At 45.1% G+C, this 18,019-nt stretch carries 18 protein-coding genes; 9 read left to right on the forward strand and 9 right to left on the reverse strand.

Annotated elements, in window-relative coordinates; all coding sequences use genetic code 11:
* Positions 1–62: 62 nt before the first annotated feature.
* The 3 genes from QUA00_RS27930 to QUA00_RS27940 all read left to right on the forward strand — a co-directional run bounded on the left by QUA00_RS27930 (position 63) and on the right by QUA00_RS27940 (position 3,557).
* Positions 63–254, forward strand: coding sequence for a hypothetical protein (locus QUA00_RS27930; RefSeq protein ID WP_333411882.1), 192 nt, complete (start codon positions 63–65; stop codon positions 252–254).
* A 41-nt stretch (positions 255–295) separates the two neighbouring features.
* Entirely contained in the window at positions 296–3,127 is a 2,832-nt protein-coding gene (locus QUA00_RS27935) for a PAS domain S-box protein (protein ID WP_333411883.1), read from the forward strand.
* Between the two features lie 157 nt (positions 3,128–3,284).
* The gene (locus QUA00_RS27940) at positions 3,285–3,557 is read left to right on the forward strand and encodes a hypothetical protein (RefSeq protein WP_333411884.1); all 273 of its coding nucleotides are present in this window, start codon (positions 3,285–3,287) and stop codon (positions 3,555–3,557) included.
* A gap of 92 nt (positions 3,558–3,649) precedes the next feature.
* Here QUA00_RS27940 and QUA00_RS27945 read toward each other — a convergent pair whose 3' ends face one another.
* From QUA00_RS27945 to QUA00_RS27970, 6 genes are all read right to left on the reverse strand, one after another.
* On the reverse strand, positions 3,650–5,068 hold the full coding sequence (locus QUA00_RS27945; RefSeq protein WP_333411885.1) for a cation:proton antiporter: 1,419 nt from the start codon (positions 5,066–5,068) through the stop codon (positions 3,650–3,652).
* A gap of 287 nt (positions 5,069–5,355) precedes the next feature.
* A complete protein-coding gene (hisA, locus tag QUA00_RS27950; RefSeq protein ID WP_333411886.1) occupies positions 5,356–6,129 on the reverse strand; it encodes a 1-(5-phosphoribosyl)-5-[(5-phosphoribosylamino)methylideneamino]imidazole-4-carboxamide isomerase in 774 nt (257 codons plus the stop codon).
* A 126-nt stretch (positions 6,130–6,255) separates the two neighbouring features.
* Positions 6,256–6,930, reverse strand: coding sequence for a TIGR02117 family protein (locus QUA00_RS27955; protein WP_333411887.1), 675 nt, complete (start codon positions 6,928–6,930; stop codon positions 6,256–6,258).
* A 155-nt stretch (positions 6,931–7,085) separates the two neighbouring features.
* Positions 7,086–8,288: a glycoside hydrolase family 10 protein gene (locus QUA00_RS27960; RefSeq protein WP_333411888.1), complete on the reverse strand. Its 1,203-nt coding sequence runs from the start codon at positions 8,286–8,288 to the stop codon at positions 7,086–7,088.
* Positions 8,289–8,419: 131 nt separating this feature from the next.
* Entirely contained in the window at positions 8,420–9,559 is a 1,140-nt protein-coding gene (locus QUA00_RS27965) for a serpin family protein (RefSeq protein ID WP_333308884.1), read from the reverse strand.
* A 113-nt stretch (positions 9,560–9,672) separates the two neighbouring features.
* The gene (locus QUA00_RS27970; RefSeq protein WP_333308882.1) at positions 9,673–10,137 is read right to left on the reverse strand and encodes an amidohydrolase family protein; all 465 of its coding nucleotides are present in this window, start codon (positions 10,135–10,137) and stop codon (positions 9,673–9,675) included.
* Between the two features lie 142 nt (positions 10,138–10,279).
* Here QUA00_RS27970 and QUA00_RS27975 point away from each other — a divergent pair, with 142 nt between their 5' ends.
* From QUA00_RS27975 to QUA00_RS27985, 3 genes are all read left to right on the forward strand, one after another.
* Positions 10,280–11,050 (forward strand): cysteine hydrolase family protein, encoded by a 771-nt coding sequence (locus tag QUA00_RS27975; protein ID WP_333308880.1) that lies wholly within the window; start codon positions 10,280–10,282, stop codon positions 11,048–11,050.
* A gap of 159 nt (positions 11,051–11,209) precedes the next feature.
* Positions 11,210–11,662, forward strand: coding sequence for a cupin domain-containing protein (locus QUA00_RS27980; protein ID WP_333411889.1), 453 nt, complete (start codon positions 11,210–11,212; stop codon positions 11,660–11,662).
* Between the two features lie 103 nt (positions 11,663–11,765).
* Complete coding sequence (locus tag QUA00_RS27985) at positions 11,766–12,113, forward strand: DUF952 domain-containing protein (protein ID WP_333102344.1); 348 nt, start codon at positions 11,766–11,768, stop codon at positions 12,111–12,113.
* A 285-nt stretch (positions 12,114–12,398) separates the two neighbouring features.
* Here the strand turns inward: QUA00_RS27985 and QUA00_RS27990 are convergent, their stop codons facing one another.
* Positions 12,399–13,655 (reverse strand): CCA tRNA nucleotidyltransferase, encoded by a 1,257-nt coding sequence (locus tag QUA00_RS27990; RefSeq protein WP_333411890.1) that lies wholly within the window; start codon positions 13,653–13,655, stop codon positions 12,399–12,401.
* A gap of 108 nt (positions 13,656–13,763) precedes the next feature.
* On the opposite strand from QUA00_RS27990, the gene QUA00_RS27995 reads away from it, so the two are divergent.
* Positions 13,764–14,012, forward strand: coding sequence for a Ycf34 family protein (locus QUA00_RS27995; RefSeq protein ID WP_333411891.1), 249 nt, complete (start codon positions 13,764–13,766; stop codon positions 14,010–14,012).
* 130 nt (positions 14,013–14,142) lie between these two features.
* Here the strand turns inward: QUA00_RS27995 and QUA00_RS28000 are convergent, their stop codons facing one another.
* Positions 14,143–14,325: a hypothetical protein gene (locus QUA00_RS28000; protein ID WP_333411892.1), complete on the reverse strand. Its 183-nt coding sequence runs from the start codon at positions 14,323–14,325 to the stop codon at positions 14,143–14,145.
* Between the two features lie 45 nt (positions 14,326–14,370).
* On the opposite strand from QUA00_RS28000, the gene QUA00_RS28005 reads away from it, so the two are divergent.
* Together QUA00_RS28005 and tsaB are read left to right on the forward strand one after the other, a co-directional pair.
* Positions 14,371–16,083: a serine/threonine-protein kinase gene (locus tag QUA00_RS28005; protein WP_333411893.1), complete on the forward strand. Its 1,713-nt coding sequence runs from the start codon at positions 14,371–14,373 to the stop codon at positions 16,081–16,083.
* A 2-nt stretch (positions 16,084–16,085) separates the two neighbouring features.
* A complete protein-coding gene (gene tsaB / locus QUA00_RS28010) occupies positions 16,086–16,745 on the forward strand; it encodes a tRNA (adenosine(37)-N6)-threonylcarbamoyltransferase complex dimerization subunit type 1 TsaB (protein ID WP_333411894.1) in 660 nt (219 codons plus the stop codon).
* 25 nt (positions 16,746–16,770) lie between these two features.
* On the opposite strand, the gene QUA00_RS28015 is transcribed toward tsaB, so the two are convergent.
* Positions 16,771–17,601 (reverse strand): hypothetical protein, encoded by an 831-nt coding sequence (locus QUA00_RS28015; protein ID WP_333102338.1) that lies wholly within the window; start codon positions 17,599–17,601, stop codon positions 16,771–16,773.
* Positions 17,602–18,019 lie beyond the last annotated feature (418 nt).

The following is an 18,019-nucleotide window of genomic DNA, read 5'->3' on the forward strand; positions in this document are numbered from 1 at the left end:
GACTAATTATGAAATGGAACCGAAAAATAAAAAATAAAGGTAACTTAGTTAATGCAGTTTAGATGTTTGACAGCTTAAATGCGGTCGTATTAACCCAGCAAGGTCGCTGGGAAGGAAAACTTTACAAGTTTGGGCTCAAGGAAAAAATCTATGACTTTGCCCCTTTCCGTGGTAGTCTCACGTCTCAGGAAGAGGACACTTTCAAGATTATCCGAGAAGCTGTGACGACTGGCAAAATCGATGTTTCTCCTTAGTGCGCCGATTAATTGATTTACCAAAATTGATCCTAAGTCCGATGCAAAATCAACGCAACGATCGCGCTCTGCCGATCGCCAAAAGCTCTCCTTCTCATCCCTGGCCACGCTTCTTATCTATTGCACATCAGCTCCGCTATGGTTTGATATTTTTGGTTCTCCTGAGCTTACTGCCCACAGGTGGCTTGCTGATCTACCTCAGCTTTCAGGCGCAGATCCAGCAATCGCGATCGCTCCAAGAAGAGCGCAGCCAGACAGCAGGAGGGCAGATTGATAATTATTTAGATGACTTGAAACGAAAACTTAGCTATTTAGCTAGGGTCAAAGGACTCACAAAATTTCAACCTCAAGCGCAGCAGAGCCTGTTGGAAGGGATGATTCGTCATAATGATGCTTATGAAGCCGTTGCCATTTTGAACCGGAAGGGACAAGTTGTCGCGTCTGTTTCACCCTACGAACCGCTCAAGTTAGAAAATCCCGCCAATTCGCCACTGTTTATTCGTGCCTTCAAACAACAGGAAGATTATGTCAGTCCTGTAGGAATTAATCCTCAAACCAACCAACCAACAACCACTCTGGCGGTTCCGATTCGGAATGAGCGAGATGAGGTGGATGGGGTGCTATTGGCACAGGTAAATCTTAACTTTCTCTGGTTTATTGTTTCCCAAACGGATGTTGGCAAGACGGGTTATGTCTATGTAGTCGATGAGCGTAATTTTCTCATTGCTCAAAAGGGTTGTAAGCCAGAAAAGTTTCAACTTCAAGATATTTCTAAGCGCCCTTTCTTTCAATTCTTGAAAGCATCCGGAAATACTAAGCGCCTTAACGTTTATCCAGGTCTAAAGCAGGTAGAAGTATTGGGAGCCAGTGCCTTAGTTCGGAGCGTGAATTGGAATGTGGTTGTAGAACTACCAACGGCTGAGGCGTATGCTCCCGTTTACCAAATGCTCTCAGTTATGGGAGGCTCACTTGCGGTGGTGACGATCGTCGCTTTTGGCATTGGCTTTCTATTTATTCGGCAAATTGTGGTGCCGCTCCAGGGCTTAACCACGGCAGCTACTGAACTCAGTGCGGGGCAATTAGATACACGAGTCAACATCCACAGCCAAAACGAACTGGGGACATTGGCGATCGCATTTAACAATATGGCAACTCAGTTAGAGGAACTGATTACAGCAGTTGAAGTGGAACGCAATTTTGTTTCAGCCATTCTTGAAATTGCAGGTGCCCTGGTAGTTGTGCTCGACCCGCAGGGACAAATCGTTCGCTTTAACCGAGCTTGCGAACAAATGACTGATTACTCGTTTAGTGAAGTGAAGGGCCGCTACTTTTGGGACTTGTTCCCGAACTCAGACTTAGCAGGACTTGCCAAAACTACTTTTGAGTCTTTAAAAGCTGGTAATTTTCCCCAGCAGTATGAAGGCAGTTGGAGGACCAAAGATCGACAACTCAGACGGATTGCCTGGTCAGCTACTGCTTTACTGGACGATCGAGGTGAAATTGAGTACATCATCAAAACAGGGATTGACATTACTCAACGGAAACAGGCAGAAGAAGAACTCAAAGCATCGGAACAGCGGCTATCTTTTCTATTCCGCCAAACTTCACTGGCAGTTTTGGAATGGGATTTAAACTTTAAAGTCACGGCCTGGAATCCAGCGGCAGAGAAGATTTTTGGTTACACGGCGAAAGAGGCGATCGGATACCATGCCGCAGAATTAATTGTGCCTGCGTCTGCCAGAAAGGTAGTCGATCAAGTTCTGAACGAGCTGTTGAGTGACACCCGAGGACGCTACAGCGTCAACGAAAATATTACGAAAGACGGCAAAATTATTATTTGCGAATGGTTCAATACGCCTTTAGTAGGGGATACTGGAAAGATTGTTGGAGTTGCATCCTTGACACTGGATATTAGTGAGCGCAAGCAAGCCGAAGCTGCGTTAAGGCAAGCAAAAGAGGAAGCTGAGGTTGCACTCAAAACCTTACAGCAAACTCAGGCACAGCTTATTCAGGCAGAGAAAATGTCAGGTTTGGGGCAACTGGTTGCAGGTGTTGCTCACGAAATTAATAATCCAGTCAACTTTATCTATGGCAACCTGAGCCATACTACCGACTACACGCAAAATTTACTAAAGTTGATTCAGCTTTACCAGAAAACCTATCCAACTAATACCGAAATTCAGGAAAAAATTGAAGAGTTCGAGCTGGACTTCATTAGTGAAGATTTGCCCAAAATCCTGACTTCGATGAAGGTAGGAGCCGATCGCATTCGTCAAATTGTCCTGTCGCTACGAAACTTCTCGCGGCTGGATGAGGCAGAAAAGAAGCCAGTTGATATCCACGAGGGAATTGACAGCACATTGATGATTTTGCAAAATCGACTGAAGGCAAATCCGGAGCGTCCTGCTATTGAAATTGTTAAAGAGTACGGCGACTTACCGCGAGTAGAGTGCTATGCCGGACAGTTGAACCAAGTCTTTATGAATATTCTGGCAAATGCGATTGATGCTTTAGAAAACTACGACAATCAGCGTTCTCCAAAAGACATCCAAAAGAATCCCAGTCGCATCACTATTCGGACTAAGCTAGTCACAAACGAAACTGGATCCGGTTATTCTAAAAACGTGGTGATTCAAGTTCAAGACAATGGATCGGGGATGACGGAAACTGTTATACAACAGGTGTTCAATCCCTTCTTCACCACAAAACCAACTGGTAAAGGAACTGGATTAGGGCTATCCATCAGCTATCAAATTGTAGTTGATAAGCACGGTGGTTTCCTCCAGTGCTTCTCTCAACCCCATCAAGGAACAGAGTTCCGAATTGAAATTCCTGTTTTGCAAAGCGGTGCTGTAGCACTCGTGGGTAAATAACCGCGATCGCATTCTTCTATATATAGCGTTTCTGAGGATAGAGACCTATAGCAATCCTAAATCAGTTTCACTAACTGGTTAACTTCCAAGCTCTGCCTGGCAACCGATGTCCAGAGGCTCTGCCTCGGCCCAGACTATGGAGGCAGAGCCTCCGGATATGCGTTACCAGGCAGAGCCTGGTAACGAGTATAATCATTTAGGATTGCTATATGAAGCTAGCTACAAATCGCACTGGGATAGTTTATCGAACAGATTTTGTGAAGCTTTGATCGACGGCATTGTGGGTTTTGAGAGGAGTTTTACTCGGTTGAAAGGCAACTATAAGCTTGAGGAGAAACCGCAGCATGGTCGATCGACAAAATGTGTCAAACGCACTGCTACAAAGTTTAGATGCGGCTGCTGTTGCCGTTGGTGTGGAAATGTAACATAACCAGCAGGCAAATGAGTAGCAATGGAGACGATCGCCGGAAAGTGGTTCAAGACCAGCCGATCGCCCCCAACCACCTCAAAACAGACTTAATATCACCCGCTAATCACCGTTTTCTCGCTAGAAGGTTCCCCAGTAGCAGGAGGCTCTACCGTATCGCCAAAGACAATCCGCAGAAAAGGCGGAGCCAAAAAAGTCGTCAGAATCACCATGATAATAATCGACACTTCTAACGGTTTATCCAAAACCCCACTCGCGGAACCGATGGCGGCAAACACTAACCCGACTTCGCCCCGAGGAATCATCCCCACTCCGATCGCCAATCGATTGATTCCAGGCTGACCAAACACCACCCAGCCTGTTACGATCTTGCCAAAAATAGCAACCAAAATCAAAAATACGGCAATCAAAAGTCCCGCCCGATTATCCGGCACAGTTGGGTTCAAAACTCCCAAATCTGCCCGTGCTCCCACCGTTACAAAAAAGATGGGCACAAATAAATCGGCGATGGGTTTCACCAGTTCATCCAACTCCTTGCGGGCCTCGCTTTCATCCAATACCAAACCAGCCGCAAACGCACCCAAAATCGCTTCGAGATGAATTGCGTTGCCCAGAAAAGCCATGAAGTAGGCAAAAATAAATGCCGGGATGATAATATTGCCGCGAGTTTTGAGTTGACCCACCACCGCCGAAAAGGTTTTGTTGAAGACACCGCCCAACAGAATCGAACCTAGCAGAAAAACAGTGGCGCTGACAATCAAATAGATGACATTAACAACATCTATCTCCCCGGTTTTGGCTAAACTAGCGACAACAGCCAGGACAATAATTCCTAGCACATCATCAATCACCGCCGCACCGACAATAATTTGACCTTCTTTAGAGTTCAGTTGTCCTAATTCCGACAACACTTTAGATGTAATTCCAATGCTGGTTGCCGTCAAAGCTGCCCCCGCAAAAATTGCTGGAATTGCCGCCGTGTGGAAAATTATCATCAAGCCCGCAGTACCAGCGGCAAAGGGAACTGCCACACCTACGCAGGCGACAACGGTAGCTTGAATTCCGACTTGCTGAAGTTGTTTGAGATCCGACTCTAAGCCAATTTCAAACAGCAGAATAATCACGCCTAATTCAGCTAGCACTGCAATGATTTCACTCTGCGATTCAAACACACTGGTGAGGGCTGCAGGAGACAGATGATTAATCGATTGCAGAACTGTCATAATCCCTGAGTTGGATGCTGACAGCCCGCTTCCGGGAAAAACGATCAAGTGTAAAGCAGATACGCCAACAATTACCCCTGCTACAAGTTCACCCAAAACCGGGGGAAAATCAAATTTTAGAGCCACTTCCGCGCCGATTTTACTGGCGATATAAATCACTACCAAACTGAGCAAAACTCCGCTAAGGACGATCGGCGAATTTTCAGCCTCGACTGTTGCTAACAAAGGTATGGGAGCAACTAGGGATGCCATCCCAGAACTTAAAGCTGTAATTGTATGGTTCAAAAACATGGGTACGATGATGGTAAGAAAGACGATTCTACGCTGACTGTTGACTGTTGACTGTTGACTGTTGACTGTTGACTGATGACTGTTGACTGATGACTAATGACTAATGACTGTTGACTGATGACTGTTGACTGTTGACTGTTGACTGATGACTAATGACTAATGACTGTTGACTGTTGACTAATGACTAATGACTGTTGACTGATGACTAATGACTAATGACTGTTGACTGTGAGTCGCAAAATTGATAACTGTTACATATTGGGTAGCCAGTTAACTCGACATGACTATCAAGCAAAACTTGAAGAACCCAAATCTGGCGGTACATCCTGCCACCGCCCTTGTCCGACTGCTTGAATTGCTTCTTTTAGCAAGATATCGCCGGTATAAATTGCCCTACCGACGATCGCACTTTTGACACCAATTGGTTCCAAAGCCAGCAAACTCAACAAATCTGCGATCGAACTGACGCCACCGGAAGCAATCACCGGAATTGAAATAGCATTAGCAATTTCGCGCAAAGATTCCAAATTCGGCCCTTCCATAGTACCGTCGCGGTGAATGTCGGTGTAAATAATTTCAGCCGCCCCTAACTCGGTCATTTTTTGCGCCAATTCTGTTGCTAAAACTTCCGAAGTTTCTAGCCAGCCTCTTGTCGCAACTTTACCATTTCTGGCATCGATGCCAACCAGAATTCGGCCGGGAAATTCGGCGCACAATTCGCCGACTAATTGCGGTTGTTCGACGGCGACAGTGCCGAGAATGACGCGCCGAACGCCTAAATTGAGGATAGCAGCAACAGAAGCGCGATCGCGCATTCCCCCACCTACTTGACAGGGAACGTCTACGGATCGGACGATCGCTTCTATGGCTGCTTGGTTGATTGGATGACCTGCTTTGGCGCCGTCGAGGTCTACTAAATGCAGCATCGTTGCGCCTTCATTTACCCACTCTCTGGCGACTGCGACGGGGTTGTCGTTAAAAGTTTGAGACTTCGCGTAGTCTCCCTGATACAATCTGACGCATTTTCCATCCAATAAGTCGATCGCTGGAATTACATTCATAATATTTGGGAATGGGGAATTGGGCATCGGGCATGGGGCATCGGGCATCGGCCAAACAGGGCATTAGGAATTGGGAAGAGTTTATTTTTGTTCCTTCTTCCTTCTTCACATCGATCCTCTTCCTTCTTATATACATTCGCAGCCGCTATTTAAATGAAACATAACCGCAGAAGAAAGCGTTGACCATAAAGGAGTATTGACATCAGCTTTTTGCAAAGCTTCTGCCGTCCAGTCGTTGCAAGTTCTCAAAATAGAGTAACTGCCATTTGCTTCATAAAAACTATCACTGTTGTGGTAGCCATAACTAATTTTTAGTTTATTACCTCCTGCGTCTAGTTGGAATGAATTTTTAATGAAATTCACAATGTTTAGATAATTAGACCCGCTAAGTTTAACACATTTTGTTTCTTTATTTTGTGGCCAAACCCGATAACCTTGTACTTGCACCGTAGACGGAGTAGGGAGAAATAGCGCCTTGAAAGCTGTAACTGGGTTGATACTTCCTGATGTGGGAGTTTCCAACATAAAAGCTCTATCTCCCCAGCCAAAAGACAAATATTGATAATCAGAAGTGGCATCCCGCCCTATTTCTGTTAGCCGTAAATATTGATTCCAGTCAAAAGATTCATTTTTAACTGGAACAATGATTTCGGTGTGGATGCCTTGGTTGGAAATGTATAGAGAGATTGTGCAATCTGCTTGCGAGTAATTTCCCCACTTTCTGGGAGTGAGATAGCCAATTGTTAGGAAAGCGCTTAAAAATAAGATGACAATTCCTAAGCGCTGTATGCTTTTTCTCATTTTAAGCGTGGGTTTCAAATGGGAGCATCTCATATTTGTAAAAACACTTCTTCTGGCTCCTTTCTTCTTCCTTCTGACTCTTTTCTCCTGACTCCTGACTCCTAACTCCTAACTCCAATTTAGGGCTTGGCTGCTTTCATTGAGATGCTCCCGTTTCAAATTCTGCCTTCGGATGGGGGGCGCTGCATCTTTGTGGGAAAGAATTCTTGCAAGGCATAATTGCGCTGTTCGGGGGTTTCCCTCGCCCAATTCGACAAACTTTCGTAGAAAAAGAACGAGACGCCGGCGAAATCTCTTTTTCGCACTTCTTGCACTTGTTCTTGAATTTGTTTGAGGGGCACGGAATTATTTTTAAGACCAGTCAAAATGCCGATCGCAGTTGGAATGTTAAGTTTAGCCAATTTAACTTCTTCCCGTTCCAGTTCGGCACTAAAACGCTTGATATCGCTGCGATAAACCTGCAACACAATTTCGTCGATGTAGCCGCGTCTTTCCCAGGTAAACCAGTCCTGCAAGTGGGCGGGTAAAGCAAAGTGAAAAGGGTTGGGAGATAAGCTGACAATACATTTTTCTTTGCGGGATTTGATGGCGCGGGAAACTCTGCCCACGAAGTCGTTAATTTTGTCAGCGCGCCAGCGCACCCAGAAGGTTTCGCGGGGGTCGTCGGAGGGAGGACTTTTGATTTGTTCCTGATACATTGACACTGTTAATGGCTCGTAACCAAATTCTACTGGCAAGCCAAAATGGTCGTCAAATTGAATGCCATCTATATCATAATTATCGACAACTTCTAGGATTAAATCTAAGATAAATTGCTGCACTTGGGGATGAAAGGGATTCAGCCAAACTCGATCGTGTTTGCCTTCTTTCCAAATAGTTGAACCATCGCGCCGCTGCGCCAGCCAGTCGGGGTGAAGTGTGGCTAATTCCGATTCGGCGGGAGCCATGAAACCAAACTCAAACCAGGGGATTACTGCTATACCTTTTTGGCGGGATTGTGCTATAATTTCTTTGAGGATGTCTCGGTCTTTCAATCCGGGCGATGGGTCGATCGCCTGTCCGAATACTCGTTGGGCTGCTGCGCTGGGATAAAGCGTATACCCTCCTTGCCAAACCGTGGGATAGATGGTATTGAAATTGAGTTGATCCAGTCGATTTACAGCGTCAATGATGTTGTTGCGGGAGAAAATAACGTCGCTGTCAATGTTCGTCAGCCAGACGCCGCGCAATTCGGTTGTTGGGGTTTTGGGCGGGGTTTGAGCCAAGAGACGCGGGGATAAAATCGCGGAGGAGGTAAGGGCGATCGTAAAAACAACTATTAAAGCCAGTATCCGCTGCCATTTGTGCAGTTTAATCATCAATTTGTCGCAAATATGATTATTTTTAGACTGATATTTTACCGTATAATGAGCTTGTTAGGGTGCGCCAGCTAGGGTTATTTGATTAAAAGTCGATCGCACATTTCCTGACGCCCCTACCACTTTTGATATTATTGGGGGTCAACAATGATACCCATAAATAATATTGTTCCTGTAGTATTGTCTCGAATGGCACAAAAGAAGGGACGGTTTACATTCATTTGAAAACCCGGCATAGATCTCGTTAACTCAATTACAGTCACGGCTGCTGCTTCTGTACCTTCTTCGTTAACTTCGACAAATGTCTTGTGTTTTACAGATCCTACTTCTACTTTGCTATCAGTCATCGGGGAAAAGTCTGTTTTCAATCCACCGAAAATTTCTGCCATTCCCAAAGCTATAAGTGTGTCGTTCAGTTTAACTTCATACTCCATTTTGAAGCGCGGTATTTCAATCATTCCACTTTTAACTCTAAATTCTTGCATCCATTTATCCCAGTTTTCTGGTGTTAATTGCTGCGAGAACGTTGCCAAATTGGTATTGGAGTTTGGCAAGAAAATATACATACTCAGAGCGCCTTTTTTGCCGTAAGGTAAACTGACTGCTTGAAAAGTCTCTGTTTCGTAGCACCGATAAGAGCCCATCTGGGACATCATTGGATGCTGTTTGGAACTGCTGTCTGTTAAATAAAAAGTTTTGTTGGCAGTGTGAGATTTATCAAAGGGCGTTTCCCAGTTGCCTTTGAAATAGATGGCGTTAATCAAAAACAAGAGTGTATCTGGCTTGATTTTAGTGACTATTTTATCAATTTTTCCGTGAGTTTTTTCGCTCACCCAGTTGTTAATGATGCTGAGAGCTTCTTGCTGACTATGAAAGTCTATTTCGCTAATATTGGCTTGGTAGTATTGTTGATTTATTTGCAAAAATTCGGGTTTTAATGAGAAGCCTTGTTGCGCCCAAAGCGCGTTGGCAATTGATACTTGGATCTTGGGGTCATTTTTTTGCAAACTGTTTTGCAAATTGTGATTGGCTGCGTTGATTGCTTTTGGACTCATTTTCGTTAATTCGAGAGCTTTTGTCATTTCTTGTTTGGTTTCTCCGCTGACTCCGTTGTATGCCATTGACAGTGCGAGGGCGACAGAAGTAGGGGAAATAAAGATATTTTGATTCGGCTGTTGTTTGGTGAGGGTGTTGAACAAGTTAAAACCAAATTTGGTATTAGCTGCAACAAGTCTGGCGTCTACATTTATCTGGTTGTTAGGGGGTGTCATGGCTAGAAGTTCTGAGTGATTGGGATGTGGGAGGTGGATGGCGTTAATTTTTAGTGGCGGCGCTAATTATGTGATTCAACCGGACATGATATCATATTCTATTGGTTAATTTTTTAAGAATAACCTTGCAGTTTCATAACTTGGCGGTAGTGCGCTTCAATCTCGCTCACCGTTTGCGATTGACGCTTGCTCGTCCACTCGCTGCGATCGAATAATTCCCGCATCAAAGCATCAACATCGATCGTTTTCACCTTACCTTCGGCGACAATTTGTTTGCCGTTTACCCAAACGCTGTCTACCGCATTAGTCGGGCGCCCTAAAATCAGCAAGCCGATCGGATCGGTGCGCGGCAGCAATGATAAACTGGTTAAATCATACAGCACAAAATCTGCTTTTTTCCCGACTGTCAGCGAACCCATTTCATCGGCGAGATTCAAGCCTTGTGATCCTCCCAGGGATGCCATTTCTACAGACTGGCGCGGTGTAATCCATTGGCGGTAATCCAAATCCGTGATATTGTGCAAAATCGAACCAATTTTAATCGCTTCCAGCAAATCTTGAGAGTCATTGGCTATCAAGCAACTTTAATAAAGTTAATAAATCCTAAAAATTATCAAAAAGTTGCCACGGATACTTAATTATAACAAAGATTTAAGATATGACAAGTTAGTAACAATCAAATAGTTATAAGATTGAAATTGTTTTTGAGCCAAAATCCCTATGAATCCTGATTCTCTCCGCACCTTGGGCGTACCGCCGAATGCTTGGAAAGTTGATGCCAAAATTGCCGATATCACCCGATCGCCGATCGCGCCTCAACCTGTTACCCTGGAAACAGAAACTAAAACTCTGCGTTTGGACTTAGCAAAAGCAGCAATGTTGGTGATAGATATGCAAAACGATTTCTGTCATCCCGACGGTTGGCTAGCACATATTGGCGTAGATGTAACGCCCGCCCGAACTCCAATTAATCCTTTAAAAAATTTGCTGCCAAAATTGCGATCGCACGCAATACCAATTATTTGGATAAACTGGGGAAACCGCCCGGATTTGCTCAATATTAGTGCAGCTTCCCGTCACGTTTACAATCCCACAGGATCCGGCGTAGGTTTGGGAGATCCGCTGCCAAAAAACAACGCACCTGTACTGATGGCAGGGAGTTGGGCGGCGCAGGTTGTCGATGAATTAAAACCCAAACCGGAGGATATTTGCGTTGATAAATATCGGATGAGTGGCTTTTGGGATACTCCTTTAGATAGTATCTTGCGGAACCTCGGCCGAACTACACTTTTCTTTGGAGGAGTAAACGCCGATCAGTGCGTCATGGCTACCCTGCAAGATGCTAATTTCCTCGGTTATGACTGTATTTTAGTCAAAGATTGTACAGCTACGACATCTCCCGATTATTGCTGGCAAGCTACTCTTTATAACGTTAAACAATGTTTTGGCTTTTTGTCGGATTCTCAGGCTATGTTAGAAGCAATTAAATAGTAGTCAGCAATGATTCCTAGAATGAGTGTAGGGGCAATCCCTCCGTGGTTGCCCCTCTTGATTAAGAAACTGAGTAGGCGGGTACGGGGCTGGGCGGGCACGGGGCTGGGCGGGCACGGGGGCACCGCCCCTACGATAATTAACAATTAAACAAAAAAAATGACAAACCACTGCATGATTCCTGTTATAAAGTCTCCGAAAGACTACCAAGCATTTCGGATCAGTCCGGGCGATACTAATAGATTAGCTATCGTCTTCGATCCGGTAATAGCTAATGTTTCATTAACAGTTTGCGTGGAGATTTTCGATGTGGGCGGCAAAACCCCTCCCAACCGCCATCAATTTGCAGTAGAAATGTTTTTTGTACTCAAAGGAACAGGGCAAGCAACCTGCGACGGCAAAACAGTTAGTATTCAACCGGGAGATAGTTTGTTAGTGCCTCCAACAGGCACTCACGTAATTGAGAATACGGGCAGTGAACGTTTGTACGCTTTGTGCATCATGGTGCCGAATGAGGATTTTGTGGAACTAATTCGCAGCGGTACACCAGTCGATCTCGATGAGGAAGATATGAGAGTTCTTGGGCGATCGGATGTACTCGTATCGTGTTAGGTTTTTAGTAAGGACTTTAATCCTTTAATCTCGTCCTAGGTAGAGCCTTGGAACATATATCTAGATGCTCTGCCTAGCTTCTTTTTTGCAGGTAAAATAATTTATGAGCGTTATATTTCACATTGCTAAAAGCCAACAGTGGGAAGAAGCAAAACACCTTCAATCCTATCGCGGCGATACCCTAGACTCGGAAGGATTTATCCACTGTTCGACACTCCCGCAAGTTGTTAGAACTTCCAACAAATTTTTTGCTGGACAAACAGGATTGCTGTTGTTGTGGATTGACTCGGAAAAAGTGGAAGCAGAAGTTAAGTATGAACCTGCTGCTGGAGATTTTTATCCACACATTTACGGGCCGCTGAATGTTGATGCTGTGTTGAAAGTTATTGAGTTTGAAGCTGGTGCCGATGGCAAGTTTGAATTGCCGGAAGAATTAAGAGATGTTGTTTAATACTCTGATTTTTGACCAGTATCAACTAACTTTTCAGGGCGGGCTATAAGCACACCCCACGGGAAAGTTGAATGTTGTGGAACGGGCATCTTGCCCGTTCAACTTTTGAGGGTAAAGTTGAATTTTTGAGGGAAAAGTTGAATTTTTGAGAAGAAAGTTGAATTTTTGAGAAGAAAGTTGAATTTTTGAGGGCGGGCTAGAAGCCCAACCCCTACTCCCCACAATACAATTAAGTGTCTTGTGGAACGGGCATCTTGCCCGTTCTAATTGCTGCAATATATCAATTTAAATTGACTGATTAACCAACTCTGCCGCCAATTTCAGCGCATCTTCGCGAGTCGCAATTCTACCCTCCACCCGCGCTAATTGAATCTCCATTAAAAATTGACCGATGCGCGGACTTCTGGGCAATTTCAAATATTCCATTAAATCATTGCCGCTAACTAATTGGGTAGGATGAGCAATAATATCATCAGCATCCAGATAGCGATTAATTAACAGTGAAATCTCATCAACCGCAACTCCCGCCGCCACCGCCAAAACCGCTAAAACTGGAAATACTATTCCCACATCCCGAAACAGAAAATACTGTTCTCGCAAAGACATTTCTGCGAGAGGTTTTGCTGGCAATTTGGGCAAGTATTTCAAAAGCCCGATCGCACTTTTAATCTCCGCATTGCTGTACTTCAACCGCTGCAACTGGGTTTCAGCAATTGTCGGGTCGGAATCTGCCAAAATAGCCAACTTCGCAACCGCCAACAACGGCGTTTTAATCGTATCTCGAATCGATCGCGAAAATTCTCTCCCCAAATCTGGATTAATTGCCGCTAACTTGGCAGCAGACGCATCAATTTTTGTCAAAATATCAAAACGGTCGATCGCACTTTCAAACCAAATAGAAAACAAACCGTCTTCGCAACCGCGACAAATCCAAGGAACACCGTCAGGATTGCTCAACAAATAACCTAATTCCGTCCGCACCCGTTCCACCGCTACCCGACTCAACAGCGGCGCTAATTCCCGAATAGCCGATTGAGTTTCAGGTTCGATCGCAAAACCCAACTGCGCCGCTTGGCGGTAAGCTCTTAATAACCTCAGCGGATCGTCCTCCAAATTTGACCGCGAAATCATCCGCAGCACACCCAACCGCAAATCAGTTTGACCGTCCAAAGGATCGATGATTTCTCCGGTAAAAGGATTGCAGGCGATCGCATTTATCCGAAAATCCCGGCGCCGCAAATCCCCCTCCAGACTCCCCCCTTCCGCCTGCGCCAAATCCACCGTACCGCCCGCAAATACAACCCGCGCAATTTGGCGTTCCGCATCCAACAAGACAAATCCACCATTCGTGCGATCGGCAATTTTTCGAGCAGTCTTCACGGCCCGTGTTAGCATAACGAAATCCAAATCAAAATAGTGCGATCGCCTCCCCAGCAGCGCATCCCGCACCGCACCGCCCACCAGATAAGCAGGCGGTGTCAGCAGTTTCAAATCAAACGGCCAAGTATCAGGAGATAATGAAGAAGGCAAATTAATCGGCATCGCAACAAAAATCTACTTTCCTTACAAACAATTAAACTCTTGCTACGCTAGATTAACAGAAAGCTCAAATTTCACCAATCTTTTTGAAATGCACAGAGGATATCAAGAATGTGTATTTGTATTAACTGCCACTATGTAGACCGCTGCTTCACCTACTACGCCGTAGAAGAACAGCACGAACAGCTTCACCTTACCGAAACACCCGATTTCGACCCCGTAGAACCCACCATCAACGTCAACATCCGCCCCCGCCAAGACGAAATTGAAATGGAATGGGATGTAGTTGGCTGTCAGAGTTTCAAGCAAGAGACCGGCAAATGGGCCTCATTGCGGCCAGGCGAACTCGTCCCGACTTAAGTCAGAAGTCAGTAGTCAGAAGTCAGTAGTCAGAAGTCAGTAGTCAGAAGTCAGAAGTCAGTAGTCAGAAGTCAGTAGTCAGAAGTCAGTAGTCAGAAGTCAGTAGTCATTAGTCAGTAGTCATTAGTCATTAGTCATTAGTTATTTGTTGGTTGTTGGTTGCTATTTGTTGTTTTTTATAGGTTTTTTGTGAGTTGTTGGCGATAACAACCAATAACCAATTCCCAATGCCCGATGCCCAATTCCCAATGCCCGATGCCCGATGCCCGATGCCCCATGCCCGATGCCCCATGCCCCATTCCCCATTCCCCATTCCCCATTCCCAATCTAAAATCTAAAATCTAAAATCTAAAATCCAATGTGCTATTGCTTAAACCCAACTTGTCAGAATCCGCAAAACCCAGGGGATGCAGAATTGTGCCAAAGTTGCGGCTCAAAATTGTTGTTGACTATTGACGCAGAAACGCCATCAGCATCTCGCTACCGAACCATAAAGCCGATCGGGCAAGGAGGCTTTGGCCGAACATTTCTAGCAGTTGATGAAACCAAACCCCTGATTTTTTCGCAGTGCGTAATCAAGCAATTTTTGCAGCAAAATACCGCAGCAGAAAAAGCCGCTCAACTATTTCACCAAGAAGCAGCCCAGCTAGAAACCTTGGGAAAACATCCGCAGATTCCCGAATTAATCGCGCATTTTGAACAAGACGGGAGACAGTATTTAGTACAAGAATTTATAGACGGCAAAAACCTAGCCAGAGAATTAGAACAAAAAGGAGCATTCACCGAAACTCAAATTCGGCAAATCCTCAACGATTTATTGCCAGTGCTCCACTTCGTCCACAAATCCAAAGTCATTCACCGCGATATCAAACCAGAAAATATCATTCGCCGCCGGCTATCTCCAGCCCCTTTACCCGCCTTAGAAAATTCCTATCAACCGTCTCCTTTCCAAAAAGATATTGTTTTAGTAGACTTTGGTGCAGCTAAGAAAGTAACAGCAACCGGGTTGCCGCAAACTGGTACAATCATCGGCAGTGCTGCTTATACAGCCCCAGAACAATTGATGGGAAAAGCAGTTTTTGCCAGCGATATCTACAGTTTGGGCGTTACCTGCATTCACTTGCTGACTGAAATTCGTCCCTTCGATTTGTTCGACAGTACAGAGGATTCTTGGGCTTGGCGAAATTATTTGAAGACTGCTGTTAGCGATGATTTCGGCCGCATCCTCGACACCATGCTTCAAAGTGCCACCAACCGACGCTACAGTTCAGCCTCAGCAGTCATCCGGCACTTGAACCCCAAACCGGTGTATTTAGACGCACAGCCGGTGCTAGACGCGCCGGAAACGCCCGCAGAACGGGTGGTTACACCTGCGCCCGGTGTCTCGCTTTTCACTCGCCAACAGCAAGCCGAAATTCAGCAAGCTTTGCAAGAGGATCTCGCCCCCTACAATGTTACAATCCAAGTCAGTCAAGCCAAGCAACAGCTCAATATCGTCATCAACAGAACCGAAGACAACCCCGTTTACTATCCGCACTTATCTCAAATAATTGCCACCCGACTCACCGATTTGCAGTTAAATAAAGTCGCAGCCGTAAAGCTGTTGGGAAGACTCAACAATTCTCGCCGCCCGGAGTGGAAGCAAATATTGCAAATCGATCCCAAGATTAAATTGAGAAACAAACTTGTGCGGCTGCAACACAATCAATTACTCAAGAAAGCGGCCTCTGTTACTACCCAAGAATTTTGGCGCCCGAAGTTGAAAACTCAGGATTTTTGGATAGATGCGCTAATGTTTGCCTTAGTTTGGTTTATCTTTGGCTCTCAAATAGTCATTTTTAATTCTTGGTTTGCGCTAATAGTTACGTCGGGTTTTATGACGGTGAAGCATCAAGTTTCGCAACACAAACAATTTGCAAATAAAAATTTATTTGCAAGTTTAGTAGTGCTGTTTTTGATGACTGGGGGTATGGGTAATTCCAGGATTTTAAATACGGGAATATTTGGCATTCTTTTGGGTTGCTTAGTTGTGGCTTTGCCCCTGTTTTTTGTTAAGGAAAATTACCAGTAATCGTGAATAGCAATCCCCAAGACGGAACATCTGTTAAAAAATACGGCTTAGCCCTGCACACAGCTAGTCGCGAACTCGGTTTAGCCATCAGCAATTTTGCCGGGGATTATCGCTGCCAAACTTGGAATTTGGATCGGGATTTAGCAACTCATTTGCATCAGTATTTAGTCGAGTTTATTGGGCCGCAAACTTGGGCGGAGTTGGCTTTTATTGCTGTGGCGAAGGGGCCCGGAGGTTTCACGGGGACTCGGATGGGTATGGTGACGGCGCGGACTTTGGCTCAACAGTTGGATATTCCGGTTTTTGCGGTTTCAACTTTGGCGGCTGTGGCTTGCAGCAGCAGTAAAAAATCTATCTCAACTCAGGATATGGCGCTGCAAATGCCTGCACAGCGGGGACAATTGTTTGGGGCGGTTTATTCAATTAACAAAGATTCTGGTTTAACTGAGTTGCTTACCGATACGGTGATGACTCCTGAATCTTGGCAGGAAAAGTTGGATAAGTGGGGGAATTCTTATCAGTTAATTGAAGTTGGTAGCGAGTTGGGTTGGTCGGTTTCTAGTGTGTTGGAATTGGCTTATTTGGAGTGGCAAATGGGAAGTCGCCCTGATTGGTCGGATGCTTTGCCTTATTACGGTCAACATCCGGTTAAGGGACACTAAATATTGGAAATTGGGAAAGTGGTAATTAGGGATAAGTGATGTTGACTTTTAGCCAATCCAATCCGAGATCCAGGTTGTACGTATCGTTAGTGACTTTTCCGGCATTAGCCACCACAGCCTTTTGAAGAAGAGATTTTTGCAATGGCATTCTCAGCGGCTCAGCAAAGCTCTGATCCGCAGCAATTTGTACCTCAAATCGCTCGGCTTCGTCACTAGGATATGTTGTGGCATATATACCAATCTTACCTGAGACTTCATCAAGTTCCGAGACTAGGGCAGTTGCCGCTTTCCACCATTTATAAGCTGCCTTGGTTGCCTTAGAATCGCTTCCATAAGCATTCCATATCAGCATGGTTGTGATTGCTGACTGCCTAATCTGACAACACATAATCTTAGCTACGTGGAGATGTTCGTCCAGCGTGAAGCCCTTACGTGGTCTGGGTAGATTGTGTGGTGGATAAAGTCCTCGTGATGATTGTTGATGAAATTCTTCTCTAAACCCCGCGATAAACTCATTGTCCCATTGTTCGGCGAACTCAGTTTGCCCGTAGTAGCATTTTACTGGGTCAATTTCAGGGTTGTAGCCGTTCTTGAAAAGAATGTAATTGTCGGGGACTTCACCACAAACGATGTTATCTAGGTTAGACTTAAGCGTTGACAATGCCCTTTCAACATTGCAAGCAAGCCTGCTAACTTTTGAGGTTTGGCGGTAGCACCAACTAGATACAACACTCAGGCTTAGTGCTTCATCTCTCCGGTGTTTAATGTATAGCCCCAAATGTTTGTGCTGTTCAAAAGTGAAGCCTTGATAGATATTGTTTTTTGAATATTTTTGCCCGGCTTTGATCGTGCTCATCTCTGTTCAAAATTGCGTTATTTTTTTAACAGCCATAGATTATAACATAAGTTTTCATTGTTCATTTAAGGGCGATACAAACTTCGAGGCAAAAAGTTAATGTTAGGGGGTCTGGGCTTTCGGTTCGCAATCGATCGATCTCAGCTCGAGCGCAGCCGCGAGATTCCATAAAATCAAGCATCCAGTTCGTTATTGTAGCGAGATCGATGTATTTTGCTCCGAGACAAACAGGGCAAATTTCTGGGCTGAGGGTACCGGTGCCGCCGCATTCGGGGCAATCCCAGTGGGTTGTTACGGGATCGGGGGTAGTTAGGATGTTGTTCATGCTGGGAAAAAGTACGCGCGGCGTAGCGATCCCGTAGGGAATCGCACCTACTCGTTAACTCTAGCAAAAATGCCGATCGCCCTTACTTCTTCC

The organism is Microcoleus sp. T2B6 (genome assembly GCF_036700475.1).
GTDB lineage: Bacteria > Cyanobacteriota > Cyanobacteriia > Cyanobacteriales > Microcoleaceae > Microcoleus.

What these genes read in the sequence shown, in the direction of transcription:
- QUA00_RS27960 (WP_333411888.1), bottom strand. Translation starts at nt 8,288, where the DNA reads ATGATTAAACTGCACAAATGGCAGCGGATACTGGCTTTAATAGTTGTT.
- QUA00_RS28005 (WP_333411893.1), top strand. Translation starts at nt 14,371, where the DNA reads ATGTGCTATTGCTTAAACCCAACTTGTCAGAATCCGCAAAACCCAGGG.
- QUA00_RS27955 (WP_333411887.1), bottom strand. Translation starts at nt 6,930, where the DNA reads ATGAGAAAAAGCATACAGCGCTTAGGAATTGTCATCTTATTTTTAAGC.
- QUA00_RS28015 (WP_333102338.1), bottom strand. Translation starts at nt 17,601, where the DNA reads ATGAGCACGATCAAAGCCGGGCAAAAATATTCAAAAAACAATATCTAT.
- QUA00_RS28000 (WP_333411892.1), bottom strand. Translation starts at nt 14,325, where the DNA reads ATGGGGAATGGGGAATGGGGCATGGGGCATCGGGCATGGGGCATCGGG.
- QUA00_RS27945 (WP_333411885.1), bottom strand. Translation starts at nt 5,068, where the DNA reads ATGTTTTTGAACCATACAATTACAGCTTTAAGTTCTGGGATGGCATCC.
- QUA00_RS27995 (WP_333411891.1), top strand. Translation starts at nt 13,764, where the DNA reads ATGTGTATTTGTATTAACTGCCACTATGTAGACCGCTGCTTCACCTAC.
- QUA00_RS27965 (WP_333308884.1), bottom strand. Translation starts at nt 9,559, where the DNA reads ATGACACCCCCTAACAACCAGATAAATGTAGACGCCAGACTTGTTGCA.
- QUA00_RS27980 (WP_333411889.1), top strand. Translation starts at nt 11,210, where the DNA reads ATGACAAACCACTGCATGATTCCTGTTATAAAGTCTCCGAAAGACTAC.
- QUA00_RS27940 (WP_333411884.1), top strand. Translation starts at nt 3,285, where the DNA reads ATGCGTTACCAGGCAGAGCCTGGTAACGAGTATAATCATTTAGGATTG.
- QUA00_RS27930 (WP_333411882.1), top strand. Translation starts at nt 63, where the DNA reads ATGTTTGACAGCTTAAATGCGGTCGTATTAACCCAGCAAGGTCGCTGG.
- hisA (WP_333411886.1), bottom strand. Translation starts at nt 6,129, where the DNA reads ATGAATGTAATTCCAGCGATCGACTTATTGGATGGAAAATGCGTCAGA.
- QUA00_RS27985 (WP_333102344.1), top strand. Translation starts at nt 11,766, where the DNA reads ATGAGCGTTATATTTCACATTGCTAAAAGCCAACAGTGGGAAGAAGCA.
- QUA00_RS27990 (WP_333411890.1), bottom strand. Translation starts at nt 13,655, where the DNA reads ATGCCGATTAATTTGCCTTCTTCATTATCTCCTGATACTTGGCCGTTT.
- QUA00_RS27975 (WP_333308880.1), top strand. Translation starts at nt 10,280, where the DNA reads ATGAATCCTGATTCTCTCCGCACCTTGGGCGTACCGCCGAATGCTTGG.
- QUA00_RS27935 (WP_333411883.1), top strand. Translation starts at nt 296, where the DNA reads ATGCAAAATCAACGCAACGATCGCGCTCTGCCGATCGCCAAAAGCTCT.